Below are 19957 nucleotides of genomic sequence, written 5' to 3'. Positions count from 1 at the left end.
GTTTCCGGCTGGCACAGGGCTTGCTGTCCGTATGGCAGCGGATGCTGGCGATCTCGCCGACGACATGCGCAAAACAAACCCGATAGATCCCATGGGAGGGAACCGAATGCTCGATACATCGCCGAACGCCAGGGCCCAGGGCGCGCTGTCCTCGCTGGACGAGGCACTGAGCGCCAATGACATCGAACGGGCCGTGGCGCTGTTCCAGGAGGATTGCTACTGGCGCGATCTCGTCACCTTCACCTGGAACCTCAAGACGATGGAGGGAAAGGACGAGATCCGGGAGATGCTCTCGTCCCAGCTTGCAACCGCAAAGCCGGCCGCCTGGCAACTTGCCGAGGGCGAGGACGCCAGCGAGGCCGACGGCGTTGTCACGGCATGGATCACCTTCGAGACCGCTGTCGCGCGCGGCTTCGGCCTGATGCGGCTCAAGGACGGCCTGATCTGGACGCTCTTGACCGCGATGACAGAGCTGAAGGGCCATGAGGAGCCGCTCGGCTTCGAACGCCCGCTCGGCGCGCGCCACGGCGCGGCGAAGAATTCCAAGTCCTGGGCGGAGGCGCGCGAGGAGGAAGCGCGTACGCTCGGCTTCGAGACCCAGCCGCATACGGTGATCGTCGGCGGCGGTCAGGGCGGCATCGCGCTCGGTGCGCGGCTGCGCCAACTCGGCGTGCCCACCATCATCATCGAGAAGAACCCGCGCGCCGGCGACAGCTGGCGCAACCGCTACAAGTCGCTCTGCCTGCACGATCCGGTCTGGTACGACCACCTGCCCTATCTGCCGTTCCCGCCGAACTGGCCGGTGTTCGCGCCCAAGGACAAGATCGGCGACTGGCTGGAGATGTACACCCGCATCATGGAGCTGAACTACTGGTCGTCGACCACCGCCAAATCCGCCCGCTACGACGAAAAGGCGCGCGAATGGATCGTGACCGTGGAACGCGACGGCAAGGAAATCGTGTTGCGTCCGAAGGAGCTGGTGCTGGCGACCGGCATGTCCGGCAAGGAGAATGTGCCGGACTTTCCCGGCATGGAGCGCTTCAAGGGCGACCAGCACCATTCCTCCAAGCACCCGGGTCCGGATGCCTATCGCGGCAAGAAAGCCGTGGTGATCGGCTCCAACAACTCCGCCCACGATATCTGCGCCGCCCTTTGGGAGAACGATTGCGACGTCACCATGGTGCAGCGGTCCTCAACGCATATCGTGCGCTCCAATACGCTGATGGAGGTCGGTCTCGGCGGGCTCTACTCCGAGCAGGCGGTGGCCAACGGCGTCACTACGCAGAAGGCGGACATGATCTTCGCCTCGCTGCCCTACAGGATCATGCACGAGTTCCAGATCCCGCTCTACGAGGAGATGAAGAAGCGCGACGCCGACTTCTACGAAGGCCTCGAAAAGGCCGGCTTCCAGCTCGACTGGGGCGCGGACGGCTCGGGCCTCTTCATGAAGTACCTCCGGCGCGGCTCGGGCTATTACATCGACGTCGGCGCCAGCCAGCTGATCATCGACGGCGAGGTCAAGCTCAAGTCCGGACAGGTGAGCGAGATCACCGAGACCGGCGTGAAGCTCGACGACGGGACGGAGCTTCCCGCCGATCTCATCGTCTATGCCACCGGCTACGGCTCGATGAACGGCTGGGCCGCCGACCTCATCAGCCAGGAGGTCGCGGACAGGGTCGGCAAATGCTGGGGTCTTGGCTCCGACACGCCGAAGGATCCGGGCCCCTGGGAAGGCGAGCAGCGCAACATGTGGAAGCCGACACAGGTGCAATCGCTGTGGTTCCACGGCGGCAACCTGCATCAGTCGCGGCACTATTCGCTCTACCTCGCGCTGCAGCTCAAGGCCCGGATGGAGGGCATTCCGACGCCCGTCTACGGGCTGCAGGAGGTGCACCACAGGGGCTGATGCCTGTTCGGCCTGAAACGGCGACGGGCGCGGAGATATCTCCCCGCGCCCGGTTCTTTTGTGTGTGTCTGAAGGGTTCTCCCGCCGTCGGTCAGGCGGCCTTTGCAAGAGCGATCTCGCTCCAGTCCTCGAAGGCGAGATCGCCGGCGTAGCGCGCCGAAATCCTGCCTTCGCCGTCCATCACGAAGAGCGAGACCCAGCCGCTGTCGAGCAGCTGCCTGACGCCTTCCTGACGCGCGATCACGTCGCGGATCGCCTGCTGCGGCGCCTCGATCACCACCGACAGCCGCCGCGGCGCATGGGCTTCCCTTTCCCCGTCATGCAGCGACTGGAACGGCAAGCCGACCCTGAGATCGCCGCCGCCGCCCTCCAGAACGCCGATGCCGCCGACGACATTGTGCAGCACCTTGTTGCCGGAGCCGAAGACCGTCTGATCGACGCTGGAGCCGTAGTACTGAAGGTTGATCCAGCTGGCGACCACCATCGGCGCTGTCATCACCACCTCCAGCACGCCGAAGCCCTCGTCCTTCGTCCAGTCGTAGGTGTGCAGGAACGCCCGCCCGCCGAGATCGACACCGGCGGTGCGCGCGCGCGGCGCGGCGATGAAGGCGGAACAGCCGGCCAGCCCCCACTCGGGCCGCACCTGCGCCCAGTCGGCGGCCCGCGCCTTGAGCGTTTCGGCGGTCGATCCGGCAATCCGCAGCGACCGCTCCGCCCGCGTCAGTTCACCGGCCGCGGCAAGCGCCTCCTCGAGCCGGGCGAGATCGTCCGCATGGGAGGGCGGGACCGTCTCGGGATCGAGGATCGCGACCCGGTCGGTGGTGGTGTCGTGCAGACCGGCGACCGCCACCGTGTCGTCGGGGAGCGCGATGCCGCGCTCCGCCAGTGCTGCCCGCACCTCCGGATCGTTCAGAACGGCGGCCGCGACCCGCGCGTTGGCCTCACCCGACTGGCCGCCGCAGGCGCCGCAGTCGAGCCCGTGGGCATGCGGGTTGTTGCGGCTGGTCGCGCCATGACCGACGAGGAAAACGATCCGGGCAAAGCCGTCGGTCAGAGACATGCCCCTTAGCGCGCCTTCCGCCGCCGCGATGCGCTGCTCCAGCGAAAGGCCGGTCGCCCGACCGGAGTCGGTGGACGTCGCAAGCGCCGGCGGCGCGTCGGCAAGCCGCGCATCCGGCCGCGATGTCCATCCGAAGCCATCGGCGGCAAGCTTGCCGAGATAGGCAAGTCCCGCCGTCTCGACAAAAGCGAAGGAGGAAACGGCCGCGAGCTTGAACGCCGTCCAGGCAGACGCCATCCGCTTCGTCAAGGCTGCCCGCTCGATGCGCTGTGCTGTGGCTTCCTCCGCCGGCACGGCCTCGCAGACGAAGGCCTGCGGCGCCAGAAGCACGGGGCAACGCGCGCTGCCCGTGTCGTCTTCCGTGCGCTTGTAGGAAATGGCAAAGCCGAAGAAGCCGGCAAAACCGAGCGTTTCGATTCTCGGCGCGACGCTCTCCAGCGACCGCCGGTAGACCTCGGAGCGCACATCGATGCAGAAGACCGCCTGCACGTCGGGCCGCGCCGGCGCATTCGACGAGACGGGCGCGGCCGTGTTGCTGGCCTCCAGATCCCGTGCCAGCCGACGCGCGTCCGCCCGCTCCAGCGCCGTCTGCAACAGGCAATCGAGCTGCAGCGCCCGCGCGGGCTGTTCGCTGGCGGCATAGGCGGCGGCCGCCGCCTTCCATCCCTCGACCACGGCCGGAGTATCCGCGGTCGCCCGCAGCACCGCGATCTCATAGGCAAGCCGGATGGCGAGAAGCTGCAAGGGCGTGTCGTCGCTCCTGCCCTCAAGCCCCGCCTGCCAGGCGGCGTGCCGCGCGAAAGCCGCCCAGCCGCCGACGCTCATCAGCAGCCGGTGGAAATAGAGCTCCAGCGCATCGCCCGGAAGACCAAGCTCTGCGGCGGCCTCCTCAACAAGCGCCGCCGTCGTTTCGGGCAGGGCGGCGAACTGCGTCCGCAGGCCGGTGAGGCCTGCGACATCCGGCGTCCGGTCGATCCGCGCGTCCAACAACCAGCCGGCGTAAAGACCGTCGACGGGCCGTGCCCAGGCCGCCTGTCCGGCATCGAAGGCCGTCGCCGCATAGGCGGAAATCCGGTCCGTCACGACATCCGCCCATGCACGCCCCTGCGTCTGGCCGGCGAGGTCCACGAGCGTCGGCAACGGCTTTGCGTCGGTCTCGGGCAGATCGCGCGCCAATCCGATCAGCGACGCCGCGTCGGCAGGCAGATCTCCCGCCGGCATCGCCGCGCGCGCGGCCAGAAGATCCGCCGGCGCGATGTCGCCGGCGTCCAGCGCGGCCAAATAGACGCCGCGCGGCTGTACTGAGCGCGCTCCGGCAACCCGGGCCAGCCGCTGCGCCGCCTCCGGCAGGGAGAAATCGGCCATCCCCAGATAGGGATTGACGGCAACGAAGGACTGCAGCGGCCACACGGGCGCGACACGGGCGCAAGCAGCTTCAGCAGCGACACGGGCTTTGGTCTGAGCGGTCATTGTTCGATCCTCATGCTTTGCTGTGGCCAGGGGCGGTGTAGGCGCCGGCGAGACGGTTGAAGAGCGTGTTGACGTAAAGGCCGTTGGCAAGATGAACGCGTGCGGCACGCCAGGCGGGCGAAGCGGCGCGGGCCGGCTCGACCAGCTGGAACACAGTCACCAGGGCGAAGGAGGTCACGGCAAGGAGCATGACGGCGATCCCCGCGACATCGACGACCGGTGGCGGCGGCAGCACGCCGGCATAGAGCGTCTGCGCCAGGGCATGCAGCGCAAGATAGGCGAGCGTGACGGCAACGCAGACGGCAAGCAGCCGGCCAAGCGGCAGCGCGGGCGCTGATCCTGTCGCACCGGATGCCCCCGCCCCGTCTTTCGGACCGGCGTGCACCAACATCAATGTCAGACCGAAGACCAGGATTGCGCCCAGCGCGATCGCCTGCGGCGAGGCGGCGGCCGTTGCGGCTGCGGTATCATCCCCAAAAATCCCGAGCAGGGCGGAGAAGCCGAAGGAAAGCGCGACCGTGACGCCAAGCGCCAGACCTCCGGCAACGGCAATCCTGCCCGGCGCGGGTGCGAGCAGCGCAAGTGCCCGCGTCTCGCCGACCGTCTCGGCGGCGCTGCCGGCGGAAAGGAAGGCATGCGCCTTGTAGAGCGAATGGGCGACCAGATGCAGGGTGGCGAGCGCGAAGAGGCCCAGCCCGCATTGCAGCAGCATGAAGCCCATCTGCGCCACCGTCGACCAGGCGAGCGACACCTTGACGCTGGTCTGGGTCAGCATCACCACGGCGCCGAAGAGCGCGGTGAAGCCGCCGACGATCGCAAGCAGATGCAGCGACGGCGTGAACAGCACCAGGATATCGGCGAAACGGATCGCCAGAAACCCGCCGGCGTTGATGATACCGGCGTGCAGGAGCGCGGAGACGGGCGTCGGCGTATCCATCACCTCAGGCAGCCAGCCGTGGGTCGGGAAAGCCGCCGACTTGACCAGGGCGGCGAGCGCGATCAGCACCGCCGCGAAACCGACACCGGCTGGCGCCGCCGGAAGGTCCCGCGCCGCTTGAAGGATCGTGGCGATGTCGGTGGTGCCGAAGGCGAGCGTCAGCGGCACCAGCGCCCCGATCAGCAAAAGATCACCGAGCCGGGCCGCGATGAACTTCTTGCGCGCGGCAATCACCGCTCGCGGCCTGTCGCCGTAGAAGACCAGAAGCCCGTGCAGCGCGAGGCTTGTCGCGATCCAGGCGAGCGCGAGCTGGACCGTATTGCCGCTCGTCACCAGCAGCATGACGGCGGCCAGCGTCAGACAGAGCCTACCCGTGAAGATCCCCTGCCGGGCATCGCCGTCGAGATAGGTGGCGCTGAAGCGGATCACCACCACGCCGACGGTCGCGACCAGAGCGAGCATGGCGACGCTGAGGGCGTCGAGCCGCACCGACAGACCGATGCCGCCCGCGCCGATCAGCGGAGATGTAAGCGGGCCGGAGCCGACAAGCACGGCGACACCGGCGAGCGCCGCGCCCAGCGCAAGCATCGACGCGATGCCGGCGGACGCAAGCGCATGACGCGGGCGCATGCTTGGATCGTTGAGCGCAACACACGCGGCAACCAGAAGCGCGATCGGTGCGGCGAGGGGGAGAAAAGCGACAAGCTGGGTCATGCGGGCCTCCAGAACAATCCGTTGGCGAGGGCATAGCAGAGGCAAAATGATCTATTAAATTCATTATTTGACTGTTATCGTTCTTTATAAAGGAACGATTGAATGGCGACCCTGAACTACAATCACCTGCGCTACTTCTGGGCGGTGGCGCATGAGGGCAACCTCACGCGCACGGCCGAGCGGCTGAACGTCTCGCAATCGGCGCTGTCGACGCAGATCCAGAAGCTGGAAGCGCAGGTCGGACATGCGCTCTTCGCCCGGCGCGGCAAGCAATTGCATCTGACCGAGGCGGGCCGAATCGCGCTCGATCATGCGGATGCGATCTTCGCCTCAGGCTCGGAACTGATGGCAACCCTGGCCGGAAGCGGTGCACCGGCGCGCCAGGTCATACGCGTGGGCGCTCTGTCGACGCTCTCGCGCAACTTTCAGGTCGCTTTCCTGCGCCCACTGCTGTCGCGCCAAGACGTGGAGGTGGTGCTGCGCTCCGCCAGCCTTGGCGAGTTGATTGCCGCACTCGAAGCCTTGAGGCTCGACGTCATCCTGATCAACCAGCCCCCGGCCCGCGATGCCGCCACCCCCTGGATCACGCATCGTCTGGCCGAACAACCGGTGAGCCTTGTCGGAACGCCGCAACGCACCGAACCGCATGGCGGCGACCTGACCCGGCTGATTGCGGCCAACCCGGTGATCCTGCCGCCGCTGGAAAGCAGCGTGCGCACCGGATTCGACGCGCTTGCGGACCGGCTCGGCCTGCGCCCGAGGATCGCGGCGGAGGTCGACGACATGGCGATGATGCGCCTTCTGGCGCGCGAGGACATGGGGCTTGCCGTTGTGCCGCCCATCGTCGTCGAGGGCGAACTGGCCGACGGCCGGCTGATCGAGGCCACGCGCCTGCCCGCGCTCGGTGAGACCTTCTATGCGGTGACGCAGGCGCGCCGCTTTCCCAATCCGCTGGTTGCGGAACTGCTTCGCGACGTGGAGGGAAACACCATCGACACACCGCGCGAAAACGCCGCCCCCGACGATCCGGCATGACCCCGCCGTTTTGCTTTTGCCTTGCCTGAAGTAGGATTCGCGTATGACACAGGATCCTTCTCCCCCCCGTGTGCGGCTTCGCCTCGTCTTCGGCCCGGACTTCGCGCTGGGGCCCGGCAAGGCCGATCTTCTGGAAGGCATCGTGGAAACCGGCTCGATCGCGGCGGCCGGCCGGCGCATGGACATGAGCTACAAGCGCGCCTGGACGCTGGTGGAAAGCCTCAACGCCGCCTTTGCCGCGCCGCTGGTGGCGCGCAGTCGCGGCGGCGCGAAAGGCGGCGGGGCATCGCTGACGAAGATGGGCGAGCGGGTTCTGACCCATTATCGCTCCGCCGAACGCGTTGCCGCCGAGGCCGCATCCGTCGACGTTGGACGGTTGAGCGATCTGGTCCGCGCCGGGCGGGACAGGCAAGGCAATTGACAAAAGAGCGCTCCGAAGACGATATGTCTGACCAGACATATCGCTCGCCTGCCATGCCGGAGGTCGTTTTCCCATGCCCACGCGCTTGCGCCTCGCGATCCGGTGCCTGTGCCTGTGCCTTGCGCTCGCATTGGCCTTGTCGCCGATGACAAGCGTTCGCGCGGAGGCCGGGACCCCTTTCACGGTCTTCGCCGCAGCGAGCCTGAAGACAGCACTCGACGACGTGACAGCGCTCTGGCGAAACGAAACAGGGGGCGAGGTGGTTGTGTCCTATGCGGGCAGCTCCGCCCTGGCGCGCCAGATCGAGGCCGGCGCGCCGGCCGACGTTTTCATCTCCGCCAATCCGGGCTGGATGGACCGGCTGGACGATGCCGGGCTGCTGCGCGCGGGAAGCCGGCAGGATCTTCTCGCCAATTCGATCGTTCTGATCGCCCACGGCCGCGAAGCCGTGCCGATCACGCTGTCGCCGGACCTCGACCTTTCCGGCCTGATCGGTGACGGCCGCCTCGCCATGGCGCTGGTCGATGCGGTGCCGGCCGGGATCTACGGCAAGGCGGCGCTCGAAACGCTCGGCCTTTGGGAGCAGATCGCCGCGAAGGTGGCACAGGCCGACAATGTGCGCGCCGCGCTTGCCCTCGTCGCCCTCGGAGAGGCCCCCTTCGGCATCGTCTATGCAACCGATGCATTGGCCGAGACGCGGGTGAGCGTTGTCGCGCGCTTTCCAGCCGACACGCATCCGCCAATCCTCTATCCTGCCGCGGCGATCGTCGACGGCAACGCGCCGGACGTCCTCGCGTTTCTGGAGTTCATTCGCGGACCGGCCGCGACGAAGATCTTCGAACGGCACGGGTTTTCGCCCGCGCCCTGAAATTGAAGGCCCGCCGCCTCAGGGAGACGATGCACGCATGCCGTTCCTTTCCGCAGACGAATGGACCGCTGTCGCGCTGTCGCTCCAGGTCTCCGTCTGGGCGACGCTGGCAAGCCTGCCTATCGGCATTCTCACCGCACTGGCGCTGGCGCGGGGCGACTTTCCCGGAAAGCAGATCCTCAACGGACTGGTGCACCTGCCGCTGATCCTGCCACCGGTCGTCACCGGCTATATCCTGCTCGTCACCTTCGGCCGGCGCGGCCCCGTCGGCGGCTTTCTGGAAGACCAGCTCGGCATCGTGCTGGCGTTCCGATGGACGGGGGCGGCGCTCGCGGCCTCGATCATGGCGTTTCCGCTGATGGTGCGCGCGATACGGCTGGCGATCGAGGCGGTCGATCCCAAGCTCGAACAGGCGGCCGGCACGCTCGGCGCGTCGCGGGTTCTCGTCTTTGCCACGGTCACGCTGCCGCTGATCCTGCCCGGCATCATCGCCGGCGCCGTGCTCGCCTTCGCCAAGGCGATGGGCGAATTCGGCGCGACGATCACCTTCGTCTCCAACATCCCCGGCCAGACCCAGACCCTGCCGACGGCGATCTACGCCTTTTTGCAGGTGCCGGGCGGCGAGGCCTCCGCGTTGCGGCTGGTGCTGATTTCAGTGGCCGTGGCCATGACCGCACTCATCGTCTCCGAGGGCGTGGCCCGGCTCGTTGCCGGACGGATCCGCGGATCATGAGCCTTTCGGTCGCCGTTACCCATCGCTTTGCGGGCTTTTCGCTCGATGTCGCCTTCGAGGCGCCTCCCGGCGTCACCGCGCTGTTCGGTCGCTCGGGCTCGGGCAAGACCACGCTGGTCAATGCCGTCGCGGGCCTGCTGCGGCCCGAAGCGGCGCGCATCTCGGTCAACGACACGGTGCTGCACGACAGCGCCGACGGCGTGTGGCTGCCGCCGCACAAGCGCCGCATCGGTTACGTCTTTCAGGAAGGGCGGTTGTTTCCCCATCTCAACGTTTCCGCCAACCTTGCCTATGGTGGCTGGTTCGCCCCGCGCGGCGCGGTCAAGCGCACGGAAACGCAGCGCGTTGTCGAGATGCTGGGGCTTGGGGCGTTGCTCGATCGCCGGCCGGCAACGCTGTCGGGTGGAGAAAAACAGCGCGTCGCCATCGGCCGGGCGCTCCTGAGCGCGCCGCGCCTGCTGCTGATGGACGAGCCGCTCGCTGCCCTCGACGACGCCCGCAAGGCGGAGATCCTGCCCTATCTGGAGCGGCTGCGCGACGAGACCGACATTCCGGTCCTCTATGTCAGCCACTCGGTTTCGGAGGTAGCACGGCTTGCCACCACCGTGGTCTCGCTGCGAGACGGGCGGACCACCCGGGTCGGCAGCCCGACGGATGTTCTGGCCGATCCGCGCGCCGTTCCGACCCTCGGGATCCGCGATGCCGGCGCCATGGTCTCCGCCGTGATCCGTCACCATGCCGATGACGGCCTGAGCGAGCTGGACACGCCGGGCGGCCCGCTGCTCCTGCCGCGCATCGATGCGCCGGAAGGCACCCGCGTACGCGTGCGCATCCACGCCCATGACGTGATCCTGGCCCGCGAGGCGCCGCGCGCCATCTCCGCGCTGAACGTGCTCAAGGTCACGGTCACGGCAGTGCGCGAGGGCGAAGGGCCGGGCATGGTCGTGAAGCTCGCCGCCGGTGACGAACGGCTGCTGGCGCGGATCACCCGGCGTTCGGCGCGGGCACTCGCCATTGCGCCGGGGCTTTCGTGCTACGCCATCCTCAAGTCCGTCGCCATCGCGCCGGAGGACATCTGGATCGCCGGGGGCGACGACGCCCGCTAGGACCGTTCGTCCTCCTCAGGCGGCGCGGCACCGGCTTCCCCGAGACGTGTCAGGACGAAGGCCGTGACCAGCGGCCCGGCCAGTTCGAAGACCACCGTCGTCGCCACCGTGACCGTGATGATCGTGTCGGCATGCTCTGGAAGCGCGCTGGCGCCGACCAGCGCCATGCCGAGCGCGACACCGGCCTGCGGCAGCAGCGCAAGCCCGAACACCCCCGACTGCGCTGGCGTCAGGCCGCCGAAGCGCCCTCCGAGCCAGCCGCCGGCCGCGCGGCCGGCGACGCGAAACGCGATGAAGGCGAGCCCGAGCGGGCCGGCCACGACAACGGCCGCCAAATCCACCGACGCGCCTGCCAGCACGAAGAACAGGATCAGGAACGGCCAGCTGACATATTCGATCTCGTGGAATGGACGATCGTGATGCTTTGCGAGATTGACGATCACGACGCCGGCGGTCATTCCCGCCAGAAGCGCGGACACCTCGAACCACATCGACACGCCGGCGCAGACCAGCACAAGGCCCAGCGCCTCGGCAAGCGTCGGTTCGCCCGGCTGGATGCGGCCGGTGAGGAACGATGCCGGCAGGCCAATAAGAAAGCCGACGGCAATTGCTCCGCCGACATCCGCGACCCCTTCGCCGAGCGCCACGATGACGCCCCCGGAGCCAATGCCGACAAGCCCGAGCACCACGGAAAAGGCGATTACCCCCCAGGCATCGTCGATGGCGACCACGCCGAGAAGCACCCGCGTGACCGGCCCATCAGCGTGAACCGTACGCACAACGTCACGCGTCGCCGCCGGGTCGGTGGCCAGCGCGATCCCCGCAAGCAGAAGCGAAACGGCAAGCGGGACGCCGATCAGCGACAACCCCAGCGCCATCACGGCAAAGGACGCGGTGGTGACGGCAAGCGACACCGACAGGATGGCCCGGCCATGCGCCTTCAACCGGGGGCGCGACAGTTCCCCGCCGAGCAGGAAGGCAATCATCGTAAGCGTCAAGGTGGCGGTTGCGTCGCGCCAGCCATCGGCGGCGACGGGAAGCATGTCCAGGCCCGAGGGACCGACCAGAATGCCGAAAAGAACCAGCAGCGTGATGCGCGGCAGGCGGGTCATCCGGCCAAGGCCGTCGAGACCGATGCCTGCCAGGATCAGAAGGCCGAAGGTCAGGAAAACGAAACTCATATCCATTGCGCGCGACCGTCAGCTGGGAGGTTGCCGCATCCTATCCACACGCCCGGCGCGATCAAGCGGCATCGGCCATATGTCCGATGAAGACGCCGGGTTTCTTGAAACACGCGCCCCGACCCGCCATATATGGAAGCGACAGGGGTATGACACCCCGGCCGGATGCCGCTCCCGGGTCCGGTTTGCTTGAACGTCCCGACGCGTCGAAACCGGGCGTAGGGGTCGTTTCGATACAGGCCGCTTTGAAAAGGGCTTACAAACATGACGCGCATGTCTGCGTTTTCCAGTCCGCTGCTGCTCGGCTTCGAGGATATCGAACGGGTTTTGGACAGGGTCAGCAAGGGTGCCAACGACGGCTATCCGCCGTACAACATCGAGCGCCTGCCAAAAAGCGGAAAACACGGCGAAATCATCCGTATCACACTGGCTGTTGCCGGGTTCACCCGCGACCAGCTCGACGTCAGCGTCGAGGAAAGCCAGCTGGTGATCCGCGGTCGCCAGGAGGACGACAAGACCCGCCAGTTCCTGCATCGCGGAATTGCGGCCCGTCAGTTCCAACGCGCCTTCGTGCTCGCCGAGGGGATCGAAATCCTCGGCGCGGACCTCAAGGACGGCCTGCTCTCGATCGACCTCGCCCGCCCGGAACCCGAACGTATCGTGCGCCGCATCGAAATCGACGCCCGAGACTGACGACGCACCCGGACGCAAGACGCACCGCGACGCGGTGCCGACAGCGACAGCACCCGCGCGCCGGGACCGGCGGCCCGACTGGCCGGCCACTTTGGTAAGGAGCCTCATGATGAGCGAACAAACGCATATGCAGCCTGGAGAGTTCAAGGCCCTTGGCGCCGGCCAGATCGCCTACGTCAAGGCCATGACCTCCGACGACCTGTCGACCCTGTTTCCGGATGCACCGGACATGGAGCCGGGATTGAACATCTGGGTTCTGCTCAACGCAGACGGAACGCCGATCATGCTGAGCGATAGCAAGGAAGTGGCGCTTGCCAACGCGGCCGAGCACGAGCTTTACACGGTGGCGCTTCACTGACGCCGGAAAGCAACCGGTCCTCAAACGCCCCGAACCAAAAAGCGCCCGCCGGAAACGGCGGGCGCTTTTTTGGATCTGACCACCGAGGGCGAACCGCGCCGCTCTCGTCCTGCATTGACGGAAAGCCGCGCGCCTTACGCCGCGTTGGAGGCCACCTGTTGCGTCAGGAGCGTGTAGAGCGCCGACGCGTCGTCGCTTGCCCTGAGCTTCGCCACGGTGCCGGCGTCGCGCATCCGCCGCGCGATCCGGGCCAGCGCCTTGAGGTGATCGGCACCCGCCCCTTCCGGCGCAAGCAGCACAAAGACAAGGTCGACCGGCTGATCGTCGAGGGCATCGAAATCGATCGGCCGGTCGAGACGCGCAAACAGGCCGACGAGACGGTCCAGTGCGACCAGCTTGCCGTGCGGAATGGCGATCCCGTTGCCGACGCCGGTCGACCCGAGGCGCTCGCGCTGCAACAGCGTATCGAAGATATCGCGTTCGGGCAGTCCGGTGACGGTGGCAGCCTTGGCCGCAAGCTCCTGGAGAGCCTGCTTCTTGCTGTTGACCTTGAGACTGGGAACAACCGCTTGCGGCGAAATGAGATCGCTAAGATCCATGATTCGACCCGTGGGTTCGAGCATAAGGACGTGACACGGGGTTTCGCGCGCATCCGCGCGAAACCGCCTCGCGCCACTTATTTCGCGGCGTTTTCCGGGTCAACCCACCCGTAATTTCCGTCCGCGCGGCGGTAGACGACATTCACGGTGCCGTTGCCAGCGTTGCGAAACACCACCACAGGTGCCTCCGAAAGGTCAAGCTGCATCACGGCCATCCCGACCGTCATCGTCTTCACCTTGGCGGACGTCTCGGCCACGACGAGCGGCGTGAAATCGGCGGGAACCTCTTCTTCTTCCTCGTAGGAGGCAAGGACATAGGAGGTTGCCTCGAGGCTCTCGCGCCCGTTGGCGGCATGCGCGTGATGATCCTTCAGCTTGCGCTTGTAGCGACGCAAGCGCTTCTCGATCCGCTCGGCGGCCGCATCGAAGCTCTGACGCGGATCCTGACTGTCGGCAGAGACCTGCAGGTCGATGCCCGTGTCGAGATGCAACAAACACTCCGACCGGAAACCGGGGCCTTCGCGACCGACGGTCACATGTCCGGTGTAGCCACCGTCGAAATACTTCGAGACGGCCTCGGCGACACGGTCCTCGATATGCGTTCTGAGCGCATCGCCGATGTCGACATTCTTTCCGGATACCCGCAGTGTCATGGGAACCTCTTCTTGTTCTGGACAGTTCTGGTGTGACGCCGTTGCCTAGGCGTCGCGCATCCGGAAAACCTCTTTCCCGGAATGGGCCGGTTTGTCGCATGCACCGGACGCGCAATCGCCGACCTTGCCCCGGCCGAGCATCCTGAGGGCGGCTCTATAAGCGCCCGGCATTGCGAAGTCAAATGACGTCGGGGCCGGCTCATTGGCCCGCAGCAATCGATGTCTGGAAGCGCCTGTTTGCGCAGCACCTTCATGATCGCCCACCTGGATGCGGCATCTGCCGTGCCATTGTCCGGATCGTCGCTGACCGCCAGTCTAGCCGGTTCGCAATGGTCACGCCATCGCGCAAAAACCCGCAAGCCGAGCGTCCGGATCGATCCGCCCGACCCGGCATCGCAGCGCTGTCGACAGGGCGCTACGGCGCTCTCGCCCGTTTTTCGCGCCGCCGCTGCACGGAAGATGGAATACGCAGGGATTCCCGGTACTTTGCAACCGTTCGCCGGGCGATATCGACGCCATCGCCCTGTAGCACCTTCACGATCGTGTCGTCCGAGAGGACCGCATCCGGCGCCTCAGCATCGATCAGCGCCCTGATCCTGTGGCGCACGGCTTCCGCCGAATGGGCATCGCCGCCGCCACTGGCGGGAATGGACGCCGAAAAGAAATACTTCAGTTCGAAGATGCCGCGCGGGGTCGCCATGTACTTGTTGGAGGTCACGCGGCTGACGGTCGATTCATGCATGGAAATCGCATCGGCGATGGTGCGCAGATTGAGGGGCCGCAAATGCTCCACGCCCCGGGTCAGGAACGCATCCTGCTGTCGAACGATCTCGCTGGAAACCTTCAGGATCGTGCGCGCACGCTGATCCAGGCTCTTGGCCAGCCAGTTTGCGGTCTGGAGGCATTCGCTCAGGAAGCTCTTCTCGCCCTCGCCGCGCGCCTGACGGCTGACGGTGGCATAATAGGTCTGATTCACCAGCACCCTTGGCAGCGTGTCGCTGTTGAGTTCGACCGCCCAGCTGCCATCGCGGGCCGGCCGCACCAGCACATCCGGCACCACCGGCTGGATCAGCGTTGCGCCGAAGGCACTTCCCGGCTTCGGGTCGAGCGCCCTGATTTCGGCGATCATCTCCGCAAGATCCTCGTCGTCCACGGCGCAGGCTGCGCGCAGCCCCGCATAGTCGTGGCGTGCAAGCAGTTCGATGTTCTCGATCAGCCGGGCCATCGCCGGATCGTAGCGGTTCCTGTCGATCAGCTGCAGCTTGAGGCATTCGGCGAGCGACCTTGCAAAAACGCCCGAGGGTTCGAGCGTCTGGAGGGCCGAAAGCACGGCATCCAGGCGGTCCCGCTCGATGCCCATATGCTGCGCCGTCTCGGCCAGATCGAGGCGCAGATAGCCGGCCTCGTCGAGATTGTCGATCAGCGTGCGGGCGACCAGCCGGTCGACGGCGTCGGTCACCACAAGCACCATCTGATCCGCCAGATGCTGCTGCAGCGTCATCTCGGACGCGACGAATGCCTCCAGGTTGTAGTCGTCGCCGCCCCCGCTGCCCGACCCGCGCGAAGCCCCGAGCCCGCCTTGAAAGGGGTCGCGCTGCAGGGTCTCCCCCGCGGCGCCACCGTTTTCCTGGCCGGCGCGCGTGCCCGGATCATCCGGGTAGACATTGCCGAGATCGGTGTCGAGGCGTCCCGCGATTTCCTGCGCGCTGTCGGAAAGCTCGGAGCGGATCCACTCGCCGTCGGCCTCACCTGCCCCTTCCGCGGACGATGCATCCGGCGCGGCGGGCTCCGCCGGATCCGCGGCCTGGCCCTCGCCCTCGACGCGCTCCAGCAGCGGATTGCGCTCCATTTCCGCCTCGACATAACTCGTCAGGTCGAGACTCGACATCTGCAAAAGCTTGATCGCCTGCATCAGCTGCGGCGTCATGATCAGGGACTGGCCCTGACGGATTTCAAGCTTCGGCGACAGGGCCATTCAGATCCCCGGTATGCGTTTCAGGAACGAGACCCTGCCCGGCAGGGCCGGCACCGGAAGCGCCTGCTTCCCGGTTGGTCCGCTTCTTGCTTTGTAACTTATCGGGGGAGCCGCTTCAAAGCGTAAACTGCTCGCCGAGGTAGAGGCGTCGCACATCCGGGTTGGCGACGATCTCATAGGGCGAGCCTTCCGTCAGCACTTCGCCGGCGGCAATGATGTAGGCGCGGTCGATCAGGCCAAGCGTCTCGCGAACATTGTGGTCGGTGATCAGGACGCCGATGCCGCGCTGGGTCAGATGACGGACGAGTTGCTGGATGTCGCCGACGGCGATCGGGTCGATGCCGGCAAACGGCTCATCGAGCAGCATGATGGTGGGACGGCTGGCCAGCGCCCGGGCGATCTCGACCCGGCGGCGCTCGCCGCCCGAAAGCGCGATCGCCGGCGACTTGCGCAAATGGGTCACGCCGAACTCGTCCAGAAGCGCTTCCAGGTCCTCGGCGCGTTGCCGGCGATCCGGCTCCACGACCTCAAGCACGGCGCGAATGTTGTCTTCCACCGACAGGCCGCGAAAAATCGATGCTTCCTGCGGCAGATAGCCGATCCCGAGCCGGGCGCGGCGATACATCGGCAAGCGGGTGATGTCGAAACCGTCGAGGCGGATCGTGCCATGGTCGGGCTGGATCAGTCCGGTGATCATGTAGAAGCAGGTCGTCTTGCCCGCGCCGTTGGGACCAAGCAGGCCAACCGCTTCCCCTCGCTGCACCGTGAGCCCGACCTGACGCACCACCTGACGGCGCTTGTAGCTCTTGCCGATGCCGTCGACGACGAGCAGGCCGTCCTCGGCTTCGGGCGCATGTCCGCTTTCCGCGTGAGACACCGCGACGGAAGAGGCGTTGAGGAAGGAAAAGAGCTTCACGACATATCCATTGCGCACAGGGTCGGGGCGGCGAGGAGCTGGCTCCGGCAAGAGCGCCCCCGCGGAAGCAAACCGGATGCACACGATCGTGCGCACGACAGGCCCGCCTCCGTCAGGAATACGCAGCCGCTCTTCCGCTGTCGAGACTTGATCAGTTCTGCGGAGCCCCGTTGTTGATGCTGTTGGGCTGGATCAGCACCCTGACGCGGCCGTTCTTGGGGGCCTCGAGATCCGCCTGGCCGGTCTTGAGATTGACCGTCAGCCGGTTGCCGGTAACGACGTTTGGCCCCTGCGACAGCACAACCTCCTTGCCGGTCATCACCATCATCTGCCGGTTCATGTCGAAAGAAGCGTTCTGGCCCGTCGCCTTCTGGTCCTTGGAGGCGATCAGCACGCGACCGCTCGCTTCCAGGCGGGCGATGCGCTGGTTGACGCCACCGGCCGCCGATCCGTCGTAATGCACGACAAGACGCTGCGTCTTGAGGACGGCATCGCCCTGCGTGACGACGACATCGCCGCTGAAGACGGCGCTCTGGCTCTTGTCCTGGACCTGGAGTTCCTTCGCCTCGATCTGGATCGGTTCCCGGTCGTTCGAGCCGAAGCCCGCGAAGGCATCGGAAAAGGTCTGTGCCGTCGCCGGATGCGCGGCGCCCAAAACAAGGGCCGCGAAAACAATCGCAAGGCGGCGCAAGGGCCGGATGTCTGTCATTGGCTGGTCTCCGATTGAGGCGGCTGAATGGTCATCTGAATTCCTTGCGTGAAGGTCAGCTTGCCTTCGTCCTGGTCGAATTGCATGCGTCCGGCGCGCAGGGTGCCGAAAGAAGACGTAAGCCCGACGGGATCATCGCTGCGAATTGTGCCCGTTTTAAGCGCGATGTTCAGCGTTCCGAACGTTGCGGTTTCGCCGTCGTTGGTGACGACATCGATGCCATCTGCCAGGAGCAGCGTTTCCTCGACGCTGTTGTAGGTGCCCCGCGCCGCGACGATGTCGAGTTTCTGGTCCGCGCTGATCCGCAGTTCCGCCGTGATCGTTTCGAGGTCGATGATGCGCGGATCGCTGATGCGCTGGATCGCGCGTTTTGCCGACACCCTGTAGGAGCGCTCTCCGTCATTGCCCGACAGTTCGGGACTGTCCATGACAAGCCCGTCGGCCGTGAAGCTGACCGTCCCCAACCCCAGTCCGCTCAGGTAGTTGCTGACACCGATCATGCCGGCAATCACGAGAAGCAGCACCGCACCGCTTGCCGGCACCAGAATGCGCATAATGCGCACGCGGCGCGAATGGCGCCGCGAGGCGGCACGCGCGGAGGCCCGGACGCCCGACAGGCGCGCGGCCTCCACCGTCCGGTCCGTTGCGGACGCAGGATCCGTCTCGCCCGGGGTCAGCCCGGCCTGCGGATGACGATGCACCAAAGCCTCTTGATCCATTCAAGCCCGAATCACGAACCGCCGCGCCAGACAGGCGCGATCCTCGCGCAAGATATAGGTGTTTAAAACGCACTTGTCTGCCCGTCGCGTCATCCGGGCCGTGGCAAGGTTCGGTTCACCGCGACCCCGGGACGCTGCCAGGGTACGGCCTCATTCATGGGGACGCTGCTAGCTGTGCGCGAAGATATCGGTATCGTCCCAACCGGCGAGATCAAGGCGCGCGCGCGTCGGCAGAAACGCGAAACAGGCTTCCGCCATCGCCGTACGATCCTCGCGCACAAGCCGCTCCTGGAGCTTTTCCCGCAACGCATGCAGATAAAGCACGTCGGATGCGGCATAGGCGAGTTGTGCCTCGCTCAGCGTTTCCGCCGCCCAGTCGGAGCTTTGCTGCTGCTTGGAGATCTCCACGCCGAGCATCTCGCGCAAGAGATCCTTCAACCCGTGCCGGTCGGTGTAGGTGCGCACCAGCCGCGAGGCGATCTTGGTGCACCAGACCGGCGCGCAGGAAATGCCCAGCGCATTTTCAAGGACCGCCACGTCGAAGCGGGCAAAATGAAAGAGCTTGTGCTTGGCCGGATCGGCGAGCAGGCGTTCCAGGTTCGGCGCGCTGTTCTGGCCGGCGGCGATCTGCACCACGTCGGCCGTGCCGTCGCCGGGCGACAGCTGAACGACGCACAGCCGGTCGCGGTGCGGCTTCAGGCCGAGCGTTTCGGTATCGATGGCAACCGCATCCGCGGCCTGGTAGGCGGAAAGCTCCGGCGACGCAAGGTCGGGCAGGTCACCGCGATGAAGGCGAATGGTCATGGGGCTTCCTTCGTTGTGAACGTCGCCTTGATAAGACCGTTTGCGCTCCGCGTCCATGGCAGCAACGACGTCCCGCTTCAGGACGACGCATTTCCCTCGAACGCTTTCACCGCCGCGCCGAGATCGCCGGAAACGTCGTCCAGCAATCGCGCCGCATCGGCGGGCGCCGCCCCCTTCAGCACCAGGATCGCCTGCTTCACGTTCTGGTCGCAGGACTCCAGCGCCTGGCGCGCGGTCTCGGCGTCGCAGCCGGCGATATCGGCGACAATCGCCTGCGCCCGCTTTCGAAGCTTGGCGTTGGTCGCGCGCATGTCGACCATATGTCCGCCGTAAACACGCCCGAGCCGCATCATCACAGCCGTGGAGAACGTGTTGAGGCAGATTTTCTGGCTCGTCCCGGCCGTCAGCCGCGTCGAGCCGGCCAGAGCTTCCGGCCCGGTTTCCAGCAGGATCGGGCCGTCGACCGCGTCAAGCAGCGGCGCGCCCGGATTGTTGGCGATGCCGATGGTGGTCGCGCCCGCCGCGCGCGCCGTGGCCATCGCCTGCAACACGAACGGCGTGGTGCCGCTTGCCGCAAGGCCGATCACGACATCGCGTGGCCCGACGTCGAGCGCGGCCAGTGCGCGCGCGGCGGAGGCGGCATCGTCCTCCGCCCCCTCCTGCGCCTCGCCCAGGCTCTGCACGCCGCCGGCGAGAAGCACATGCACCCGCTCGCTCGGCCAGTTGAACGTGGGGTGCAGCTCCACGGCATCCAGCAACGCGACGCGCCCGGACGTGCCGGCGCCGCAATAGATCAGGCGACTGTCCGGCGCACGCAAGACCTCGAGGGCGACGGAAATCGCGCGCTCGAGATCCGGCAACGCCTTGTGCAAGGCGGCAAGCGCCCCGGCCTGGCTGTCGATCAGCGCGGCGGCAAGGTCGCCGAGCGCAAGGTCTTCAAGATTGCGGAACGCGGCACCGAGCGCTTCCGTCTGCGGGCGCGGCGCCCCTGAGCCTTCCATTGATCGTGGACTCCCGAATTCCCGGTCTGTTATAGAGACCAGAATACTACCAATCTTCATATCCGTCTTTCAAGGACCGACGCGAGATCATGTAACCTT

The 19957-nt window shown here is 66.4% G+C and carries 19 protein-coding genes; 8 read left to right on the top strand and 11 right to left on the bottom strand.

Annotation, left to right across the window (positions count from 1 at the left end):
* Window positions 1–106: 106 nt before the first annotated feature.
* Window positions 107–1906, top strand: a complete 1800-nt coding sequence (locus BLU32_RS19810) for an NAD(P)/FAD-dependent oxidoreductase (protein WP_093811372.1) — start codon at window positions 107–109, stop codon at window positions 1904–1906.
* A 91-nt stretch (window positions 1907–1997) separates the two neighbouring features.
* Here the strand turns inward: BLU32_RS19810 and BLU32_RS19805 are convergent, their stop codons facing one another.
* Both BLU32_RS19805 and BLU32_RS19800 read right to left on the bottom strand, forming a co-directional pair.
* Window positions 1998–4436, bottom strand: a complete 2439-nt coding sequence (locus BLU32_RS19805; RefSeq protein ID WP_093809808.1) for a YbcC family protein — start codon at window positions 4434–4436, stop codon at window positions 1998–2000.
* 10 nt (window positions 4437–4446) lie between these two features.
* On the bottom strand, window positions 4447–6087 hold the full coding sequence (locus tag BLU32_RS19800; protein WP_093809806.1) for a proton-conducting transporter membrane subunit: 1641 nt from the start codon (window positions 6085–6087) through the stop codon (window positions 4447–4449).
* Window positions 6088–6189: 102 nt separating this feature from the next.
* Here BLU32_RS19800 and BLU32_RS19795 point away from each other — a divergent pair, with 102 nt between their 5' ends.
* From BLU32_RS19795 to modC, 5 genes are all read left to right on the top strand, one after another.
* Window positions 6190–7122: a LysR family transcriptional regulator gene (locus BLU32_RS19795; protein WP_093809804.1), complete on the top strand. Its 933-nt coding sequence runs from the start codon at window positions 6190–6192 to the stop codon at window positions 7120–7122.
* 43 nt (window positions 7123–7165) lie between these two features.
* Window positions 7166–7543, top strand: a complete 378-nt coding sequence (locus tag BLU32_RS19790; RefSeq protein WP_093809802.1) for a winged helix-turn-helix domain-containing protein — start codon at window positions 7166–7168, stop codon at window positions 7541–7543.
* Between the two features lie 73 nt (window positions 7544–7616).
* Entirely contained in the window at window positions 7617–8411 is a 795-nt protein-coding gene (gene modA, locus BLU32_RS19785) for a molybdate ABC transporter substrate-binding protein (RefSeq protein ID WP_093809800.1), read from the top strand.
* Between the two features lie 37 nt (window positions 8412–8448).
* Complete coding sequence (modB, locus tag BLU32_RS19780) at window positions 8449–9144, top strand: molybdate ABC transporter permease subunit (protein WP_093809798.1); 696 nt, start codon at window positions 8449–8451, stop codon at window positions 9142–9144.
* Window positions 9141–10250, top strand: coding sequence for a molybdenum ABC transporter ATP-binding protein (gene modC, locus BLU32_RS19775; RefSeq protein ID WP_093809796.1), 1110 nt, complete (start codon window positions 9141–9143; stop codon window positions 10248–10250). The genes modB and modC overlap by 4 nt, the downstream gene beginning before the upstream one ends.
* On the opposite strand, the gene BLU32_RS19770 is transcribed toward modC, so the two are convergent.
* A complete protein-coding gene (locus BLU32_RS19770) occupies window positions 10247–11437 on the bottom strand; it encodes a cation:proton antiporter (RefSeq protein ID WP_093809794.1) in 1191 nt (396 codons plus the stop codon). The genes modC and BLU32_RS19770 overlap by 4 nt on opposite strands.
* Before the next feature lie 258 nt (window positions 11438–11695).
* Between BLU32_RS19770 and BLU32_RS19765 the strand changes: the two genes are divergently transcribed.
* Window positions 11696–12124, top strand: coding sequence for an Hsp20 family protein (locus tag BLU32_RS19765; protein WP_093809792.1), 429 nt, complete (start codon window positions 11696–11698; stop codon window positions 12122–12124).
* 109 nt (window positions 12125–12233) lie between these two features.
* Window positions 12234–12482 carry a DUF1150 domain-containing protein gene (locus tag BLU32_RS19760; protein WP_244501749.1) on the top strand — a complete coding sequence of 83 codons (249 nt, stop codon included), beginning with the start codon at window positions 12234–12236 and terminating at the stop codon, window positions 12480–12482.
* Window positions 12483–12616: 134 nt separating this feature from the next.
* Here BLU32_RS19760 and ptsN read toward each other — a convergent pair whose 3' ends face one another.
* The 8 genes from ptsN to BLU32_RS19720 all read right to left on the bottom strand — a co-directional run bounded on the left by ptsN (window position 12617) and on the right by BLU32_RS19720 (window position 19858).
* A complete protein-coding gene (ptsN, locus tag BLU32_RS19755) occupies window positions 12617–13081 on the bottom strand; it encodes a PTS IIA-like nitrogen regulatory protein PtsN (RefSeq protein ID WP_093811370.1) in 465 nt (154 codons plus the stop codon).
* Between the two features lie 77 nt (window positions 13082–13158).
* Complete coding sequence (gene hpf, locus BLU32_RS19750) at window positions 13159–13734, bottom strand: ribosome hibernation-promoting factor, HPF/YfiA family (RefSeq protein WP_093809788.1); 576 nt, start codon at window positions 13732–13734, stop codon at window positions 13159–13161.
* Between the two features lie 415 nt (window positions 13735–14149).
* Window positions 14150–15709 carry an RNA polymerase factor sigma-54 gene (rpoN, locus tag BLU32_RS19745; RefSeq protein WP_093809786.1) on the bottom strand — a complete coding sequence of 520 codons (1560 nt, stop codon included), beginning with the start codon at window positions 15707–15709 and terminating at the stop codon, window positions 14150–14152.
* A gap of 115 nt (window positions 15710–15824) precedes the next feature.
* A complete protein-coding gene (gene lptB, locus BLU32_RS19740; protein WP_093811368.1) occupies window positions 15825–16586 on the bottom strand; it encodes an LPS export ABC transporter ATP-binding protein in 762 nt (253 codons plus the stop codon).
* Between the two features lie 190 nt (window positions 16587–16776).
* Window positions 16777–17334: a lipopolysaccharide transport periplasmic protein LptA gene (lptA, locus tag BLU32_RS19735; protein WP_093809784.1), complete on the bottom strand. Its 558-nt coding sequence runs from the start codon at window positions 17332–17334 to the stop codon at window positions 16777–16779.
* Complete coding sequence (gene lptC / locus BLU32_RS19730) at window positions 17331–18035, bottom strand: LPS export ABC transporter periplasmic protein LptC (RefSeq protein ID WP_157727760.1); 705 nt, start codon at window positions 18033–18035, stop codon at window positions 17331–17333. Before lptC ends, lptA begins: the two co-directional genes overlap by 4 nt.
* Window positions 18036–18221: 186 nt before the next feature.
* Entirely contained in the window at window positions 18222–18857 is a 636-nt protein-coding gene (locus tag BLU32_RS19725) for a ribonuclease D (protein WP_093811366.1), read from the bottom strand.
* A gap of 77 nt (window positions 18858–18934) precedes the next feature.
* The gene (locus BLU32_RS19720) at window positions 18935–19858 is read right to left on the bottom strand and encodes an N-acetylmuramic acid 6-phosphate etherase (protein WP_093809780.1); all 924 of its coding nucleotides are present in this window, start codon (window positions 19856–19858) and stop codon (window positions 18935–18937) included.
* Window positions 19859–19957: the final 99 nt, after the last annotated feature.

This window comes from Stappia sp. ES.058, assembly GCF_900105595.1.
In the GTDB taxonomy this organism is placed as follows: Bacteria; Pseudomonadota; Alphaproteobacteria; order Rhizobiales; family Stappiaceae; genus Stappia.
This window is presented reverse-complemented; position numbering and strand designations above follow the sequence as displayed.

What these genes read in the sequence shown, in the direction of transcription:
- BLU32_RS19810 (WP_093811372.1), top strand. Translation starts at nt 107, where the DNA reads ATGCTCGATACATCGCCGAACGCCAGGGCCCAGGGCGCGCTGTCCTCG.
- BLU32_RS19805 (WP_093809808.1), bottom strand. Translation starts at nt 4,436, where the DNA reads ATGACCGCTCAGACCAAAGCCCGTGTCGCTGCTGAAGCTGCTTGCGCC.
- BLU32_RS19800 (WP_093809806.1), bottom strand. Translation starts at nt 6,087, where the DNA reads ATGACCCAGCTTGTCGCTTTTCTCCCCCTCGCCGCACCGATCGCGCTT.
- BLU32_RS19795 (WP_093809804.1), top strand. Translation starts at nt 6,190, where the DNA reads ATGGCGACCCTGAACTACAATCACCTGCGCTACTTCTGGGCGGTGGCG.
- BLU32_RS19790 (WP_093809802.1), top strand. Translation starts at nt 7,166, where the DNA reads ATGACACAGGATCCTTCTCCCCCCCGTGTGCGGCTTCGCCTCGTCTTC.
- modA (WP_093809800.1), top strand. Translation starts at nt 7,617, where the DNA reads ATGCCCACGCGCTTGCGCCTCGCGATCCGGTGCCTGTGCCTGTGCCTT.
- modB (WP_093809798.1), top strand. Translation starts at nt 8,449, where the DNA reads ATGCCGTTCCTTTCCGCAGACGAATGGACCGCTGTCGCGCTGTCGCTC.
- modC (WP_093809796.1), top strand. Translation starts at nt 9,141, where the DNA reads ATGAGCCTTTCGGTCGCCGTTACCCATCGCTTTGCGGGCTTTTCGCTC.
- BLU32_RS19770 (WP_093809794.1), bottom strand. Translation starts at nt 11,437, where the DNA reads ATGGATATGAGTTTCGTTTTCCTGACCTTCGGCCTTCTGATCCTGGCA.
- BLU32_RS19765 (WP_093809792.1), top strand. Translation starts at nt 11,696, where the DNA reads ATGACGCGCATGTCTGCGTTTTCCAGTCCGCTGCTGCTCGGCTTCGAG.
- BLU32_RS19760 (WP_244501749.1), top strand. Translation starts at nt 12,234, where the DNA reads ATGAGCGAACAAACGCATATGCAGCCTGGAGAGTTCAAGGCCCTTGGC.
- ptsN (WP_093811370.1), bottom strand. Translation starts at nt 13,081, where the DNA reads ATGGATCTTAGCGATCTCATTTCGCCGCAAGCGGTTGTTCCCAGTCTC.
- hpf (WP_093809788.1), bottom strand. Translation starts at nt 13,734, where the DNA reads ATGACACTGCGGGTATCCGGAAAGAATGTCGACATCGGCGATGCGCTC.
- rpoN (WP_093809786.1), bottom strand. Translation starts at nt 15,709, where the DNA reads ATGGCCCTGTCGCCGAAGCTTGAAATCCGTCAGGGCCAGTCCCTGATC.
- lptA (WP_093809784.1), bottom strand. Translation starts at nt 17,334, where the DNA reads ATGACAGACATCCGGCCCTTGCGCCGCCTTGCGATTGTTTTCGCGGCC.
- BLU32_RS19725 (WP_093811366.1), bottom strand. Translation starts at nt 18,857, where the DNA reads ATGACCATTCGCCTTCATCGCGGTGACCTGCCCGACCTTGCGTCGCCG.
- BLU32_RS19720 (WP_093809780.1), bottom strand. Translation starts at nt 19,858, where the DNA reads ATGGAAGGCTCAGGGGCGCCGCGCCCGCAGACGGAAGCGCTCGGTGCC.